General features: G+C 45.2%; 18 protein-coding genes and 1 tRNA gene. 18 read left to right on the top strand and 1 reads right to left on the bottom strand.

All coding sequences use genetic code 11. The features are described from left to right. The coding region (locus ABC831_RS25725) for a reverse transcriptase domain-containing protein (RefSeq protein WP_343250937.1) at positions 1-748 on the top strand (748 nt) is incomplete at its 5' end. 117 nt (positions 749-865) lie between these two features. Here ABC831_RS25725 and ABC831_RS25720 read toward each other — a convergent pair. Next, positions 866-1,717, bottom strand: a complete 852-nt coding sequence (locus tag ABC831_RS25720; RefSeq protein ID WP_343250936.1) for a patatin-like phospholipase family protein — start codon at positions 1,715-1,717, stop codon at positions 866-868. 258 nt (positions 1,718-1,975) lie between these two features. On the opposite strand from ABC831_RS25720, the gene ABC831_RS25715 reads away from it, so the two are divergent. The 17 genes from ABC831_RS25715 to ABC831_RS25635 all read left to right on the top strand — a co-directional run bounded on the left by ABC831_RS25715 (position 1,976) and on the right by ABC831_RS25635 (position 14,750). Further along, the gene (locus ABC831_RS25715; RefSeq protein WP_343250935.1) at positions 1,976-2,425 is read left to right on the top strand and encodes a DUF2975 domain-containing protein; all 450 of its coding nucleotides are present in this window, start codon (positions 1,976-1,978) and stop codon (positions 2,423-2,425) included. Positions 2,426-2,435: 10 nt separating this feature from the next. After that, complete coding sequence (locus tag ABC831_RS25710) at positions 2,436-2,651, top strand: helix-turn-helix domain-containing protein (protein WP_343250934.1); 216 nt, start codon at positions 2,436-2,438, stop codon at positions 2,649-2,651. Positions 2,652-2,704: 53 nt separating this feature from the next. Then, entirely contained in the window at positions 2,705-4,225 is a 1,521-nt protein-coding gene (locus ABC831_RS25705) for a DUF4153 domain-containing protein (protein ID WP_343250933.1), read from the top strand. A gap of 18 nt (positions 4,226-4,243) precedes the next feature. Further along, positions 4,244-4,705, top strand: coding sequence for a hypothetical protein (locus ABC831_RS25700; RefSeq protein WP_343250932.1), 462 nt, complete (start codon positions 4,244-4,246; stop codon positions 4,703-4,705). Between the two features lie 248 nt (positions 4,706-4,953). Beyond that, positions 4,954-5,118: a DUF255 domain-containing protein gene (locus tag ABC831_RS25695; protein ID WP_343250931.1), complete on the top strand. Its 165-nt coding sequence runs from the start codon at positions 4,954-4,956 to the stop codon at positions 5,116-5,118. Positions 5,119-5,156: 38 nt separating this feature from the next. Next, a complete protein-coding gene (locus ABC831_RS25690) occupies positions 5,157-7,097 on the top strand; it encodes a thioredoxin domain-containing protein (protein WP_343250930.1) in 1,941 nt (646 codons plus the stop codon). A gap of 273 nt (positions 7,098-7,370) precedes the next feature. Continuing rightward, positions 7,371-8,219 (top strand): fumarate hydratase, encoded by an 849-nt coding sequence (locus ABC831_RS25685; protein ID WP_343250929.1) that lies wholly within the window; start codon positions 7,371-7,373, stop codon positions 8,217-8,219. A gap of 27 nt (positions 8,220-8,246) precedes the next feature. Beyond that, positions 8,247-8,792 carry a Fe-S-containing hydro-lyase gene (locus ABC831_RS25680; RefSeq protein ID WP_343250928.1) on the top strand — a complete coding sequence of 182 codons (546 nt, stop codon included), beginning with the start codon at positions 8,247-8,249 and terminating at the stop codon, positions 8,790-8,792. A gap of 91 nt (positions 8,793-8,883) precedes the next feature. Next, the gene (locus ABC831_RS25675; RefSeq protein ID WP_343250927.1) at positions 8,884-9,900 is read left to right on the top strand and encodes a transglutaminase-like domain-containing protein; all 1,017 of its coding nucleotides are present in this window, start codon (positions 8,884-8,886) and stop codon (positions 9,898-9,900) included. Positions 9,901-9,936: 36 nt separating this feature from the next. After that, positions 9,937-10,980 (top strand): type II secretion system F family protein, encoded by a 1,044-nt coding sequence (locus ABC831_RS25670; protein ID WP_343250926.1) that lies wholly within the window; start codon positions 9,937-9,939, stop codon positions 10,978-10,980. Positions 10,981-10,991: 11 nt separating this feature from the next. After that, positions 10,992-11,336, top strand: coding sequence for a hypothetical protein (locus ABC831_RS25665; protein WP_343250925.1), 345 nt, complete (start codon positions 10,992-10,994; stop codon positions 11,334-11,336). A gap of 4 nt (positions 11,337-11,340) precedes the next feature. Next, a complete protein-coding gene (locus ABC831_RS25660) occupies positions 11,341-11,832 on the top strand; it encodes a DUF4860 domain-containing protein (protein ID WP_343250924.1) in 492 nt (163 codons plus the stop codon). Positions 11,833-11,840: 8 nt separating this feature from the next. Next, entirely contained in the window at positions 11,841-12,260 is a 420-nt protein-coding gene (locus ABC831_RS25655) for a hypothetical protein (protein ID WP_343250923.1), read from the top strand. A 14-nt stretch (positions 12,261-12,274) separates the two neighbouring features. After that, positions 12,275-12,733, top strand: a complete 459-nt coding sequence (locus ABC831_RS25650; RefSeq protein WP_343250922.1) for a hypothetical protein — start codon at positions 12,275-12,277, stop codon at positions 12,731-12,733. A 29-nt stretch (positions 12,734-12,762) separates the two neighbouring features. Beyond that, positions 12,763-13,824: a type IV pilus twitching motility protein PilT gene (locus ABC831_RS25645; protein WP_343250921.1), complete on the top strand. Its 1,062-nt coding sequence runs from the start codon at positions 12,763-12,765 to the stop codon at positions 13,822-13,824. Positions 13,825-13,883: 59 nt separating this feature from the next. After that, on the top strand, positions 13,884-14,600 hold the full coding sequence (locus tag ABC831_RS25640) for a lysophospholipid acyltransferase family protein (RefSeq protein WP_343250920.1): 717 nt from the start codon (positions 13,884-13,886) through the stop codon (positions 14,598-14,600). Positions 14,601-14,662: 62 nt separating this feature from the next. Continuing rightward, positions 14,663-14,750, top strand: a tRNA-Ser gene (locus tag ABC831_RS25635). Positions 14,751-15,169 lie beyond the last annotated feature (419 nt).

The following is a 15,169-nucleotide window of genomic DNA, read 5'->3' as shown; positions in this document are numbered from 1 at the left end:
GGAAAACGGAGTAGTCACGGAAACAGAGGAAGGTTCGCCACAGGGAGGAAATATTTCCCCATTGCTGGCAAATATCTATCTAAATGAGTTCGACCAGGAGTATGAGAGACGGGGAGTTGCCTTCGTACGATACGCAGATGATATCGTGCTGCTGGCGAGGAGCGACAGAGCCGCAAAGAGACTTCTGGAATCAAGCACGAGGTATCTGGAAGGGACGCTGAAACTGAGAGTGAACCAAGAGAAAAGCCGTGTAGTGAGCGTGTTTGCAATCCGAAATTTTAAGTTTCTTGGCTTTACATTGGGAAAGAACGGAAAGGGCATATATGTCCGGGTTCATGGAAAGCCATGGAAGAAAATGAAGTCAAAGCTGAAAGAACTTAGTTCCCGAAGGTCTGTTCAGAGCATACGCCCTGCATTAGCAAAGATAAAAGTGTATATGCGGGGATGGCTGAATTATTATGGGATTGCGGAGATGAAGAATCGAATAGATGAACTCAATAAGTGGCTATACCATAGAATCCGAATGTGTATATGGAAACAATGGAAGAAACCGAGAACAAAGGTGAAGAACCTGCGGAAAATGGGAGTGCCGGAAGACTTGGCATGGCAGGCAGGAAACAGCCGGAGAGGTTATTGGTTTACGACGCAAACGGTAGCGGTGAATCTGGCGATGACAAAAGAAAGACTGATAAGCAGCGGCTTTTATGATTTAGCCGCCGCCTATCAGTCGGTGCACGTCAACTGTTGAAACCGCCGTGTACCGAACGGTACGCACGGTGGTGTGAGAGGACGGGAGTTAATCACTCCCTCCTACTCGATTGGTTAGGCGTGGAGAGTTTTGGGTGGGTTATGAAAATTATACCGGCTATGAAAGATTTAGGAATGTTTTTAGTTCTTCATAACAGTTGGCGGCATCTGAATATCCAGTCTCATAGAGGGCTTTTAACTTTTCTTTGTCTTTTTCGATTCTGCCGATTTTAACCGGTTCCTTGGGCTGGATGACGAAGGCTCGGCCGGCTTCTTTTTCTTTAGCGATAAAATCCAGGGTTTTGTTATAATGGATATGGCGGCGGGCCATCTGTTTTACCAGGTTCGGGTAGTCTTTGTATTTGCGGTCCAGTATGGGCAGCAGTTTATTGGGGCTTTTTCTGTAGGAGGGGTCTCTGGTAAGGATTAGTACATTTTTTTTGTGTCCATCCCGGATGGATTTACGGATGGGGATGGAATCGGCGATACCGCCATCCAGATATTCATTTTCACCGATTTTTACATTCCGGGATAAGAGAGGGAGAGAACTGGAAGCCTGGATCGCTATGATGTCTTTCCGTGAATCTTTGATCGGTATATATTCTGCTTTTCCGGTAGTTACGTTGGTGACTACGGCGTAGAAGGTTCCGTCGTATTGATCTACGGTGTCATAATCATATGGATTTAATTCATCCGGTATCAGATGATAACACATATCGGAGCCAAACATGTCCCCTGTTTGAATTAAACTTTTCAGGCTGCAGTATCTGGGGTCATCCAGATAGTCTACGCTGATCGCGAACGCGCGGCCTCTTTGCCTGGACAGATAACTGCAGGCGTGACAGGAACCCGCTGAAACTCCATAACAGTTCTTGAATTCCAGATCCTGATCTAAAAAGAAATCTAAGACTCCGGCAGTATAGACACCCCGCATACCGCCGCCTTCCAGTATCAAACCAATATCTCTCATACTATTCATCTCCATTTAGTTTAGTTTTTAAATTATTTTATTCTGACTGTTTCCTTATATTTGAGTATGTTGCCTTATGTTGTGTCTTTTGTTACAGGTCGATTTCTATTATAGGTCGGTTGTATCTGAAAATCAATAAACAAATTGATATTTAATAAAAATTTATTGTTTTTCGATAAATAAATATTGATTTTCAGAATAAACTATGATATATTCCAGATAAAGGAAGATGCATTTTCTATCAGAGGAGGATTATATATGATTTCAAAGAAATTGGTGATGTTTGTTAAGTATCTGCTTGATTTTATGTTTTATAGCGGATATCTGATCTGTTTTACTCTTCCGGTATCATTTAAAATAATAGGCCGCTGGTATCCGACTTTTCGGGATTATTATATACAGATGTGTATTTTGTTTTTCTGTTCCGGGATCGTAGCGGTATGGATTATCGGTGAACTCAGAAGGATCTTCTGGACTGTTATACAGGAGAACTGCTTTGTTCAAGAGAATGTAAAAAGCCTGATGAAAATGGGGATACTCAGCTTCATTATCTGCGGGATTACCCTGGTCCGGCTGGTTTTCGTCATAACTCCTGCAACCCTGATCATTATACTGGTATTTTTTATTGCCGGTTTGTTCAGCATTGTTCTATCCCAGGTTTTCGCTCAGGCCGTTTCTTACAAAGAAGAAAACGACCTGACCATTTAGGAGGTGCTTTATGGGAATCGTAGTGAACCTGGATGTTATGATGGCAAAGAGAAAGATCGGTTTGACAGAATTAGCCGATAAAGTGGATATTACCATGGCTAATTTAAGTATTCTCAAAAATAATAAGGCAAAGGCGATGCGTTTTACCACGCTGGAAGCGATATGCGAGGCGCTGGACTGCCAGCCTGGAGATATACTGGAATATGTGAAGGATAAGGAAAATTAAGAAAGAAAAGGATTAAAAAGGAGCCGCGAAACTGCGGCGGATTGGAGAATCGTATGAAAGAAAAATTAGAATCACGGTATGGATACTTTATGGCTGCCAGTATCATTTATGGATTCTTTTTTACCTTCTGTCTGTATCGGAATCTGCACGGGATCACACTGCCGTTCTGGGTGGCCGGAACGATCGTATATTTTATCCTGGCATTTAGGCAGCTGGAACGAAAGATAAAAAAAGATACCGTGATATATGTGGTGGCAGCGCTGCTGCTGGGCATTTCGTCTATACTGACCGATGACACATTTCTTCATTTTTTTAATATGGTGGGTATCCTGCTATTACTTGCGGTCAGTCTGCTGCATCAGATGTATGAGGAGAGAAAATGGGGATTCGGAAGATTTATCCTAAATATTTCAACCTTTTTCTGGGATATCATGGAGAGTGTGGCGCTTCCGTTCTCCCAGACCGGACGATTTTTTAAAAAGAAATCAGGACAGGAGAACAAAAAACTAAAATACGTATTGTTGGGAATTCTGATCGCCATTCCGCTGTTTCTGATTGTTGTTCTGATGTTAGTTAGCGCGGATCAGATCTTTTATGATATGGTTTCCAAGGTGTTGAGTTATATCCGGATTGATATGAATATTGTATTCATTATCTGTATGATCTTTCTGGGCATGATACTGATCTATGCTGCTGTGGCTGGTCTGGTCAATTATCAATTAAAAGAGGAACAGCCCACATGCAGAAATCAGGAACCGATCATTGCGATTACGTTCACGTCCATATTATGTGCGGTTTACCTTCTTTTTTGCGGAATCCAGATAGTATATTTATTTGCGCAGGGGGCCACAGGCCTGCCAGGGGACTTTACCTATGCGGAATATGCCAGAAGAGGATTTTTCGAGCTGCTATTTGTCAGTATTTTGAACTTTGCGATGGTGATCATCTGCAACACGTTCTTCCGGGATCACAAGGCGCTGAAGATTTTATTGACCATTATATCCGTCTGTAATTACATTCTGATCGCTTCTTCGATTTACCGGATGGTTCTCTACGTTGCAGTTTATCATCTGACCTACTTAAGGATACTGGTACTGTGGTTTTTGATCATATTGGCTTTCTTTATGGCCGGTGCCCTGATCTGTGTATACCGGAGTAAGTTCCGGCTGTTTTTTTACTGTATGATCGTGTTAACCATCGGCTATCTGGGCTTCTCCTTTGCCAGGCCGGACGTTGTGATCACGGACTACAACCTGGCTCATATGGAAGTTTTGCATATGGATGATATCCGCTATCTGATGAACAGTCTGTCAGACGATGCGGCTCCCGCTATAGCAGAACTGGACCCGGATCAAATAGAGGGCGCCAGCCGGGATTATTCAGATGCTTACAGCTTTGACGCCGGTCAGACCCGTAAGATGGAGTTCTATAACTATTTCTATCATTTAGAAGAAAAATACAAAAGCTCCTGGAGAAAATATAATGTCTCAGAGGCCAAAGCCTACGCAGCCGCAGTGCATTATATGGAAAAACATGAAGCAGACAAACAGTTATTAAAATCATATCTAAATTAAAAGAGGAGAGAATTCTAATTGAAGTCGAAAAGGAGAACCAAATTAATCATTCCGGCTATCATAGCAGCAGTTCTTATCTTCTTTATTGTGGTCATTCTTCTGGTATGGATTAACCGTGAGGATTATCAAAGGGTGATAGCAGTAAACTGGGGGATCGGGATACCGGATACCTGTAAAGAAATATATGAAAAGGAAAGCGCGGCCGGTTTTCACGGTGATAATGACAGATATCATATTTTTAAGTGTAACCAGGATCAGCAAACCACGGAATTTACAGCAAGCCTTCATACAGGAAATAATCTGCAGATTCAGGAGTATGTACAGACAATACTTAAAAACCTGGAAATTTCTGCGGAAAATTTTCCGCCATTGGATCAGGAGCTTCAATGGATGATGTATACAAAAAACGAGTGGGATAAAATAGCAATTCTATATGTTCCAACCCAACAAAAATTATATGTGATAGAACACTTCCAGTAGTATTGAATATTCAGACACACATCATAAACAAACTGGGTCTTATGAGAGTATAATTTTAAATACAGAATGAGAAACTATCCATGAAAGAAAAGCCAAATGAGAGGGGACTGGCACTTTTCGGCAGTAAAGCGGAATTTTCAGGTAACTGCGCAGAGAAAAGGGCCTGTCCCCGGATGTTGCCTCATTATATACGACAACATATCGTTCTATAGGTGAAATGATATGTTAATACGAAAGGAGGTGGTCCTGTGGACAATCATAAAAATATACCCAATAGGTTAATCAATGAAAAGTCGCCCTATCTTCTGCAGCATGCCTACAATCCGGTGCAGTGGTATCCCTGGGGTGAGGAAGCATTTGAAAAAGCAAGGCAAGAGGATAAGCCTGTTTTTCTATCTATTGGGTACAGCTGACATGTCCGCCATGATGTACTTGTCATTGGTGTCATGTAATGGAACAGGAATCATTCGAAAACGAAACGATTGCCGAGCTGCTGAACAGGGAGTATGTCTGTGTAAAAGTGGACAGGGAAGAACGGCCGGATGTGGATTCTGTATACATGTCTGTCTGCCAGATTATGAACGGGCAGGGCGGATGGCCGCTTACGATTATCATGACGCCCGGCTGCAAGCCGTTTTTCTCAGGCACATATTTACCCCCCAAAGCACGGTATGGCAGAGCAGGACTGGAAGAACTGCTTCATGCGGCTGCGAAGCAATGGAAGGAAAACAGAGAAAAACTCCTGGAACATGCAGGACAGATCGAAACGTATCTGAGGGATCAGGAGCAGATGACCGCAGCAGCAGAACCTTCCATGTCAGCAGTTCATCAGGCCTTCCGCCTGTTTGCAGACAATTTTGATCAAAAGAATGGTGGTTTTGGAGGAGCGCCCAAATTCCCTGCTCCCCATAACCTGATGTTCCTGATGGAGTATGGAATCAGGGAAAAAAATCCGCTGGCCGTGTCCATGGCGGAAACAACTCTTATACAGATGTACCGCGGCGGGATCTTCGACCACATTGGCGGAGGATTTTCCAGATACTCTACAGATGAACGTTGGCTGGTACCGCATTTTGAGAAAATGCTCTATGACAATGCGCTGCTTGTGATGGCCTATATGCAGGCCTTCGGATTAACCGGCCGGAAATTATATGCGGAGGTGGCCATAAAGGTTCTTTCCTATGTGGAGACAGAACTTACTGACCCGCAAGGTGGATTCTACTGCGGGCAGGATGCGGACAGCGATGGAGTAGAAGGAAAATATTATGTGTTCACCCCGGATGAAATCCGGAATATCCTTGGAAAAGATGCAGGGGAAACCTTTTGCAGAAGATATGGAATTACCGTCCGCGGAAATTTTGAAGGATGGAGTATACCCAATTTACTGGATAATAATGATTTTGAAAGAATTACAGACCAACAATTTGAATGTAAGGAAAGGAATAGTACTTGCAGCGGTGACATAACAAAAGAAGATATCAACAAACTATATGACTACCGCATCAGGCGGACACGGCTTCACAAGGATGATAAGATCCTGGTTTCCTGGAATGGATGGATGATTTGCGCATGTGTGAAAGCAGGAGCAATCCTAAAAGAGAAGAGATATGTAGACATGGCAATCCGGGCGGAATCATTTATCCAAAAAAACCTTCTAAAAGATGGACGCCTGCAGGTACGCTACCGGGATGGTGATGCTGCGGGTGAAGGGAAATTAGATGACTATGCCTGTTATATTCTGGCGTTACTTGAACTTTATAAAGGAACCTTCCGTACCAGTTACCTAAGCCGTGCCACCCTCCTGGCAGACACTATGCTTCAGCAGTTCTTCGATTGGGAACGAGGAGGTTTCTATCTGTATGCAAAAGACGCAGAACAGCTCCTGGTGAGGAACAAAGAAAATTATGACGGAGCGATGCCGTCCGGAAATTCTGTAGCGGCACGGGTTCTGCAGACATTGTCACAGATTACCGGTGACATCAAGTGGCAGGAAGTGCTGGAAAAACAAATATATTACTTAGCCGGTGCCATGGACCGATATCCTTCCGGCCACAGTTACGCACTTTTGGCCATGATGGATATCCTGTATCCGACAAAAGAACTGATATGTACACTTCCCAACGGTTGCGATGGAACCAAACAAAAAAAACTGCTGGAACAGCTCAGCTGTCTGTCAGAAAAAGTACCGAACCTGACCATTATAGTAAAAAGCGAAGCAGACGCGAATGAACTTGGGAAAATCGCGCCCTACACCAGAGATTATCCAATCCCCAATGGAGAAACACTGTTTTACCTGTGTTCTGGAAATAACTGCATGCCTCCGGTCACTGATCTGGAGCTCCTGCTAAATGAACTGGAGGTACGTATAGGAAGGCAGAGAAGATGTAGATGAAAATAACATCACATCTGCTTCTGGACTTGACCTGCCTCAATTTTGGTCTTATTATAAAATATAAAATATACTAAAATTCGAAGGGTAAAAAAGCATGACCGAATAGCGGTGGGAGAACCTAAAGCTGTTCATGAGGTTGCTTTTTTACCCTGAGATTCTTTTCCCGAGGGACACAGCGTGAACCCGCCATCTCCCGGACATCCTTCGGACTGGCACCCCCTTTCTTCCCCGGACCCCAAAACAAAGAATCAAAAAACAACGGAGGACCCACCCATGATCAATCCCATTCAAGTGGAAACATTAACCCGGACAATAAAAGAAATGTGTATAGAAGTAAACCATTACCTGTCAGAGGACATGGCCGCCGCCATGAAACATGCCGCTGAGACAGAAAAATCCCCTCTTGGAAAACAGATTCTCAACCAGCTGGAGGAGAACCTGGTAATTGCGGGAGAGGAGATGATCCCCATCTGTCAGGATACCGGCATGGCCGTTATCTTCATGGATGTCGGCCAGGATGTGCATTTTGAAGGCGGAAATGTGGAAGATGCCGTCAATGAAGGCGTGAGGCAGGGATATGCGGAAGGATTTCTCAGGAAATCCGTGGTTGGTGATCCGATTCTCCGGGAAAATACGAAGGACAATACTCCCGCGGTGATCCATTACAGCATCGTACCCGGCAGCCGTGTAAAGATCACATTGGCTCCCAAAGGATTCGGCAGCGAGAATATGAGCAGAGTTTACATGCTCAAGCCCGCCGATGGAATAGAAGGAGTCAGGCGCTCCATACTCCAGTCCGTCAAAGATGCCGGTCCCAATGCCTGCCCTCCCATGGTGGTTGGCGTGGGCATCGGAGGAACGTTTGAAAAATGCGCGCTGTTATCGAAAAAAGCTCTGACCAGAGAGGTGGGCAGTCATTCGTCCATTCCCTATGTAAGGGAATTGGAAGAAGGACTGTTGGCCGAAATAAATACGTTGGGAATCGGGCCCGGAGGATTGGGAGGAACGACCACAGCCCTGGCCGTCAATATTGAAACCTATGCCACACATATCGCAGGTCTGCCGGTAGCGGTGAACATCTGCTGCCATGTTAACCGGCATATTGTACGGACATTGTCATAAGAAACAGAGGAAAGGTTGAGCGAAGAGATGAACAGACAAATACAATCGCCGCTGGCGTCTGAAGAGGCGGCTTCTTTAAAAGCCGGGGATTATGTATACATAACCGGAACCATCTATACGGCCCGGGATGCTGCCCATAAAAGAATGCAGGAAGCACTGGAAAAAGGGGAGAAGCTGCCGGTTCCCCTTAAAAACCAGATAATCTATTATATGGGACCTTCTCCGGCCCGGGATGGAAGGCCGATCGGATCTGCGGGTCCCACCACTGCCGGGAGAATGGACCGCTATACCCCTTCCCTTCTGGATCTGGGTTTAAAGGGAATGATCGGTAAAGGAAAGAGAACCCGGGAGGTCACAGACGCGATCATCCGGAACAAGGCTGTATATTTTGCGGCTGTTGGAGGGGCGGGCGCTCTGCTGTCAAAGTGTATACTGCATTCCGAAATAGTGGCTTATGAAGATCTGGGAACGGAAGCCATCCGGAAATTACAGGTAAAAGATTTTCCAGTAATTGTGGTGATTGACAGTACGGGGAGAGACCTGTATGAAGAAACCGGAAGGCAGGAACAGTAATCTGTTTACATTGCACGTAAAAATGTATATACTTAAATCAAATTGTGGATAACGTTGAATTTTCGGAAAGGGATTGTGGAAAATCAAAAAAATGAGAGCGAGACCCGGTTTGATATTAAAACGAATATGGATTGGTTGTCTGCTTTTCGCATCTGTCTTAAGTACCGGCTGCAGTCAGCAAAATGCCGCCGCGGCCACGCCAAAATATGAGCAGGATTCCGAACAGGATTCCGGCACAAAGGCTTCCTCAAAAGGCACGGATTCTTCCGGGACCGCGAAAACACCTGATGCAGCCACGGCGAGGGACTCGACTCCTGTAGTATTAAAGCCTGAGGCCCCCGGTACCAAAACGATAGGAAACGAAAAAGCGACCATCGATATTTCAAATATTTCCAAAGGATATATCGTGGTGTCTTATAAGGGGAGTAATGAAAAAGTGCGTTTTCAGGTGCAATATGAGAGTGATGACCCCTACACGTACCGCCTCAATTCAACGGAAGATGCAGTATTTCCCCTTACCCAGGGAGACGGAAGCTATAAGTTTTCCGTTTTTGAAAATGTGTCCGGGGATGAGTACGCCACCGCGTTCGAAGGAAAGAGTGAAGTGTCCCTGGAAAATGAATTTCTGCCTTTTCTGTATCCCAACCAATATGTGAAATACGATCAGGATACCCAGGCGGTTGCCCTGGGAGAGGAATTGGTAAAGGAAGCATCGGACGATCTGGATGCATTAGCCAGGATCTATGATTATGTGGTTGGAAATATCGACTATGATTATGATAAGGCTGAAAATGTGGCCAGCGGCTACCTGCCGGTGATCGATCAGGTACTGGATGAAAAAAAGGGAATCTGTTTTGATTATGCGGCTGTTATGACCTGCATGCTCAGAACCCAGCGGATTCCCACACAGTTGGTGGTGGGATATTCCGGTACCGTGTATCACGCATGGATCAGTGTATATATTGATGGAGTGGGCTGGATCCACGACATTATCCGTTTTGATGGAAAAGAATGGGTCCGCATGGACCCCACATTAGCGGCGACCAATAGAAAAGCGGAAAAGACCGTGGAGAACAGCGGAAATTATCGGGCCTTATACTACTATTGACGTCATGAATCGAAAAAAATGATAAAGGAGAGCGTCATGGGAAAACAAAAAAAGAAATTGCTTTCCAATCGGGAAACAGCAGCTTTTTGCGCACAGTTGTCCCTTCTTCTGAAAGCGGGAATCTCGATACCGGAAGGGATAACCATCCTCTGTGAGGATGAGGAAGAGGGAAAGAAAAGCCTGCTGTTACAGTTGAGGGAATCCCTGGAGGACGGTAAATCCCTGTCAGCCGCCCTTGAGGAGACGGGGCATTTTCCGGACTATCTCGTACATATGATGGCGGTGGGAGAGGCCAGCGGACGGATGGAAGAGGTGCTGGATTCCCTCAGTTCTTATTATGAGAGGAATGAAGAGGTTTCCGACACGATCCGCAGCGCGGTTACTTATCCGATGATGATGATAGTCATGATGTTGGCGGTCATCCTGGTAGTGGTTATCAAAGTACTTCCTATTTTCGAGAGTGTATTCCGTGAACTGGGCGGCGAGATGTCCGGTTTTGCCAGGGGTGCCATGCATCTGGGAACGATCATCAGCCGTTATTCCGTGTGGATCGCGGCGGTTGTGGTTCTGCTTGTTCTGCTGTTTTTTATCCTTCGGGCTGTACCGAAAGGTCAGAAATTTTTATCCCTTGTATTTGAAAAATGCTTTCCTAAAATTTCCTCCGCGATGTCGGTCTGGCGTTTTTCCTCCGCGATGGCCCTGATGATGGAAAGTGGTATCGAAATGGAAAAGGCGCTGGAAATGACGGAAAACCTCACAGGTTCCGAATCCATGAAAAATAAAATCGGCTTGTTGAAAGAAGAAGTATCCCAGGGGAAAATGTTCTCTGAAGCCGTGGTACAGCATCAGGTATTTTCCGGTCTATATGGGAAAATGATTACCGTCGGAGCTTCCACCGGTATGACCGATGATGTAATGCAGCGGATTGCGGGAGAATACGAAGAAGATTTGGAGAGAAGGATCGAGCGCCTGATTTCCATCATTGAACCTACGCTGGTTATTCTCCTTTCTCTGGTAGTAGGTATGATTTTATTATCCGTCATGCTGCCGCTGATCGGGATTATGTCCGCCATCGGATAGGAGTGAAGAGATTGATTAACAAAAGCCTGTACGGTAAAAAAAAGAAACTGCCGTTTTCCATAAACACTATGATTACCGGGATCATATTTCTGGTCTTTTTGGCATGTATCCTGTACGGATTCAGTGATGTCTCCTCCTCCGCAAAAGAACAGCAGCTGGAGATTGCCCAAAAAGCAGTGGAGAGAGCGGCGATTCAGTGTTATGCTATCGAAGGGCGTTATCCTCCTGATCTGTCCTATCTGGAGAGCCATTATGGGATTATTCTGGATACCGGCCATTTTTTGTATCATTATGAGAGATTTGGATCGAACCTGATGCCGGAAATCAAAGTTTTTGAACTGGAACAGGGGGAATGATGCTTTGAAAAGAAATACGCATATTGTGGATATTATTTTCATACTGTCCCTGTTCTGTATATTTACAGCCAGTGCACTTCTGGTCGTGCTGATGGGGGCCGATGTCTATCAGGGGATAACCAAAGATATGGATCACAACTACAGCAGCAGAAGTTCGATTTCCTATGTGACAGAAAAAATTCGCCAGCATGACAGCAAGGGCCAGGTGTTTGTCGGGAACCTGGAAGGAGAGCCGGCGCTGATTCTTACGCAGAATTATAATAATGAGGTCTATGAAACCTGGATATACCGGGACGGAAACCATTTAAAAGAAATCATGGTGGCAGCAGGAACAACGGTGAATCCCGGGGACGGTCAGGAGCTGATGGAAGTCTCAGACTTCCAACTGGAAACTGCGGATCAGAGTATCCGGATCGCTGCCGCCGACGAGGATGGAAAATGGTCTGAAAGTCTGGTGTATGTCCAGTGCGGTCCGGTGGAGACGTGGAAAGGTTGAACAAAAGAATGAGAAGAAAAGCGTCGAAAACAAAGATGTTTTTATTGGAATTTATTATTATAATCCTGTTTTTTTCACTGGCGGCCACGGTGTGCGTGCGAATCTTCGTCAATGCGAAAATGGCCAGCGCGCAAAGCAGCAGACTTACGGGTGCCGTATTAAAGGCCCAGGAGGCAGCGGAAACTTTCAAAGCGGTGGATGGAGATGCCGGACGGTTAGTCGAAGAACTGAACGGCAGCATGGATGGTCAGAATGTCGTCGTGTTTTATGATACGGAATGGAATCATGCAAAAGAGCAGACCGATGGTGTTTATCGAATGGAAATCCGATTAGAGAAGGAACAAAATCTGATAACAGCCTCTATTCTTATAAACCATGGGCAGGATGAAATATACAGTTTGAAAATCCAAAAAGTTACCGATGCTTAGAACAGGAGGTTGCCATGCTTCGTAAAAGAGGTGCCGGAGGAATAGGTCTTGGGGCGGTTTCCATACTGGCGGTGTTTGTTGTATTATGTATGACTGTATTTTCAATACTATCTTTTACGTCTGCCAGAGCGGATCAAAAGCTCTCGGAAAAAAATGCGCAGGCGGTTCAGGAATACTATCAGGCGGAGTCAGAAGCAGAAGAAAAATTAGGAATACTGCTTAGAGAGAAAACTATAGAAGATTTACTGGAGGCGGCCGTTCAGGAGGGATGTGAGATCTCAAATGAGGGGCGGAATCATCTCGTAAGTTACGTGATAAAAGTGAATGAAATCCAGGACCTGTATGTGGAAATCGCCTGGAACGGGGATAATCAGGACCGGCCCCAGGGACGCTGGTCCAAACAAAGATGGGAAATACGTGTGACAGAACCGGAGCAGGCCGATGAAACATTAAATGTACTGAAAAGAGAGTGACGGAAGGCAAATTAGGAGGGAGAATAGTTATGGATGTTCATCAGATATTGGAAGCGGCAGCACGGAAAAATGCCTCAGATATTTTTATCATTGCCGGCCTTCCTGTGTCTATCAAATTAAACGGTTGTATTGAACGTACCGATATGGATAAATTAAAACCTGATGATACCAACCGGATCTTGATGGAGATTTACCAGATCAGTGGACGCAGTCCCAAGCTTATGGAGGAGACGGGGGATGACGATTTTTCCTTTTCCATTCCGGGTGTCGCCCGTTTCCGGGTCAGCGTGTATCAGCAGCGCGGTTCGCTGGCAGCGGTGATCCGTGTGGTAGCTTTTGATCTGCCTGATCCGGAGATCTTGGGAATCCCGGATATGGTAGTGGAACTGGGAATGAAAAAGAAAGGTCTGATTCTCGTTACCGGGCCAGCGGGCAGCGGAAAGTCCACCACACTGGCCTGTATGATCGACAGGATTAATCATCAGGCCAACAGACATGTCATTACACTGGAAGACCCCATTGAATATCTGCACCGACACGATAACAGTATCATCAGCCAGCGGGAGATCGCTACGGATACCAAAAGTTATACGGTAGCCTTAAGGGCTGCGCTGAGGCAGTCGCCGGACGTAATCCTATTAGGGGAAATGCGGGACTTTGAGACTATGAGTATCGCCATGACCGCGGCGGAGACGGGACATCTGATTATCTCAACACTGCATACCATGGGGGCGGTGAATACCATCGATCGAATCATTGATGAGTTTCCGCCCAGCCAGCAGCATCAGATCCGGGTCCAGCTGGCTATGGTTCTGGAAGCAGTTGTATCCCAGCAGCTGGTTCCTACGGTAGATGGCGGAGTGGTTCCGGCGGTAGAGATTATGGTGTGCAATACCGCAGTCCGGAATCTGATCCGGGAATCCAAGACACATCAGATCGATTCCGTGATCGCCACTTCAGCGCAGGAAGGCATGATTACCATGGATGCCAGTCTGCTTTCGCTGTACGCAAAAGGACTAATCGACCGTAAGCAGGCGCTGGCCTACAGCATGGCACCGGAGATGATGGAAAAAAGACTAAATCGCGTGTAAGTGTCCAAATGAAGGGCACTAAGAGCTCATAGCGAAAAAAACAAAGGTGAAAAGATAAGATGAAAAGAATAATGCTGATGGTTCTTCGGAATCTGTTATTTGCCCCTTACTGGTTTATACAGGTGTGCTGGTATGGGAGCCATTTGGAACGGTATTCGGAAGAACAGAGATTTGCGCTGTTAAAAAAAGTAACCATCCATGCCAACAAAGGCGGGAGAGTAAAGATCGAGCCTCACGGATTGGAAAACCTTCCGGAAAAAAACGGATTTATTCTATATCCGAATCATCAGGGAATGTACGATGTGCTCTCTTTCCTGGAATGCTGTCCCAGGCCCTTTTCCGTTGTGATGAAGAAAGAGCTGGTAAAAGTCCCGTTCCTGAAACAGATCTTCCGGGTTATGGAAGCAATCCCTATGGACAGGGATGACCTCAAACAATCCATGAGAGTGATCCTGCAGGTGGCCCAGGAAGTGAAGGAAGGGCGCAATTACCTGATCTTTGCTGAGGGGACCCGCTCCAGAGACGGCAATCATCTGCTCCCTTTTAAAGGCGGCAGTTTTAAAAGCGCCGTCCGGGCACAATGTCCCATCGTTCCGGTAGCTATAATGAATTCCTATCTGCCCTTTGATACGAATTCCATAAAAAAAGTGACGGTTCCTGTCTATTTTTTGCCTCCGTTATACTATGATGATTATAAAAATCTAAAAACAACAGAAATTGCTGAAATTGTAAGAGAAAAAATAGAAAAAGCCATTGACAAAGCTGGTTATAATTAGTATAATAATTTCTGCGTCACCGACGTGATGCATACAATATCATATGAAAAATACCGAATTCAGGAGAAATACTCAAGTGGCTGAAGAGGCGCCCCTGCTAAGGGTGTAGGTCGTTTGCGCGGCGCGAGGGTTCAAATCCCTCTTTCTCCGTTCCGTTTTTTCAGAAGATTATTTTTTTGCGGAAAATTGGTGTTGACAGAGAATTTCGTCGATGCTATAATATAGTTCCAACCGCGAAAAAACAATGTACAGAAATAAGTACAAAAAAACGGTTGACAGTAATTGGAAGATGTGATATTCTATCAAAGTTGCGTCTGACAAAATAAGACAAGCAACGCCCATGAACATTGATAACTAAACAGTGAAACAACCCTGAAAATTCTAAAAAAGAATTTCAGAAACGAACGCTTTCCTATATAGAAGCGACCGGATGCAAAAGGAATTTTGCAAACGAGAGCGGAAGATGGGAAGCAACCTTAAAACAGTATGACGGAAAGATAGCTAGTAGTTATCTTGACGGAATCAAACACTTAAACATGAGAGTTTGATCCTGGCTCAGGATGAACGCT

This window comes from Diplocloster hominis, from assembly GCF_032380655.1.
GTDB classification, from domain to species: Bacteria; Bacillota; Clostridia; order Lachnospirales; family Lachnospiraceae; genus Diplocloster; species Diplocloster hominis.
This window is presented reverse-complemented; position numbering and strand designations above follow the sequence as displayed.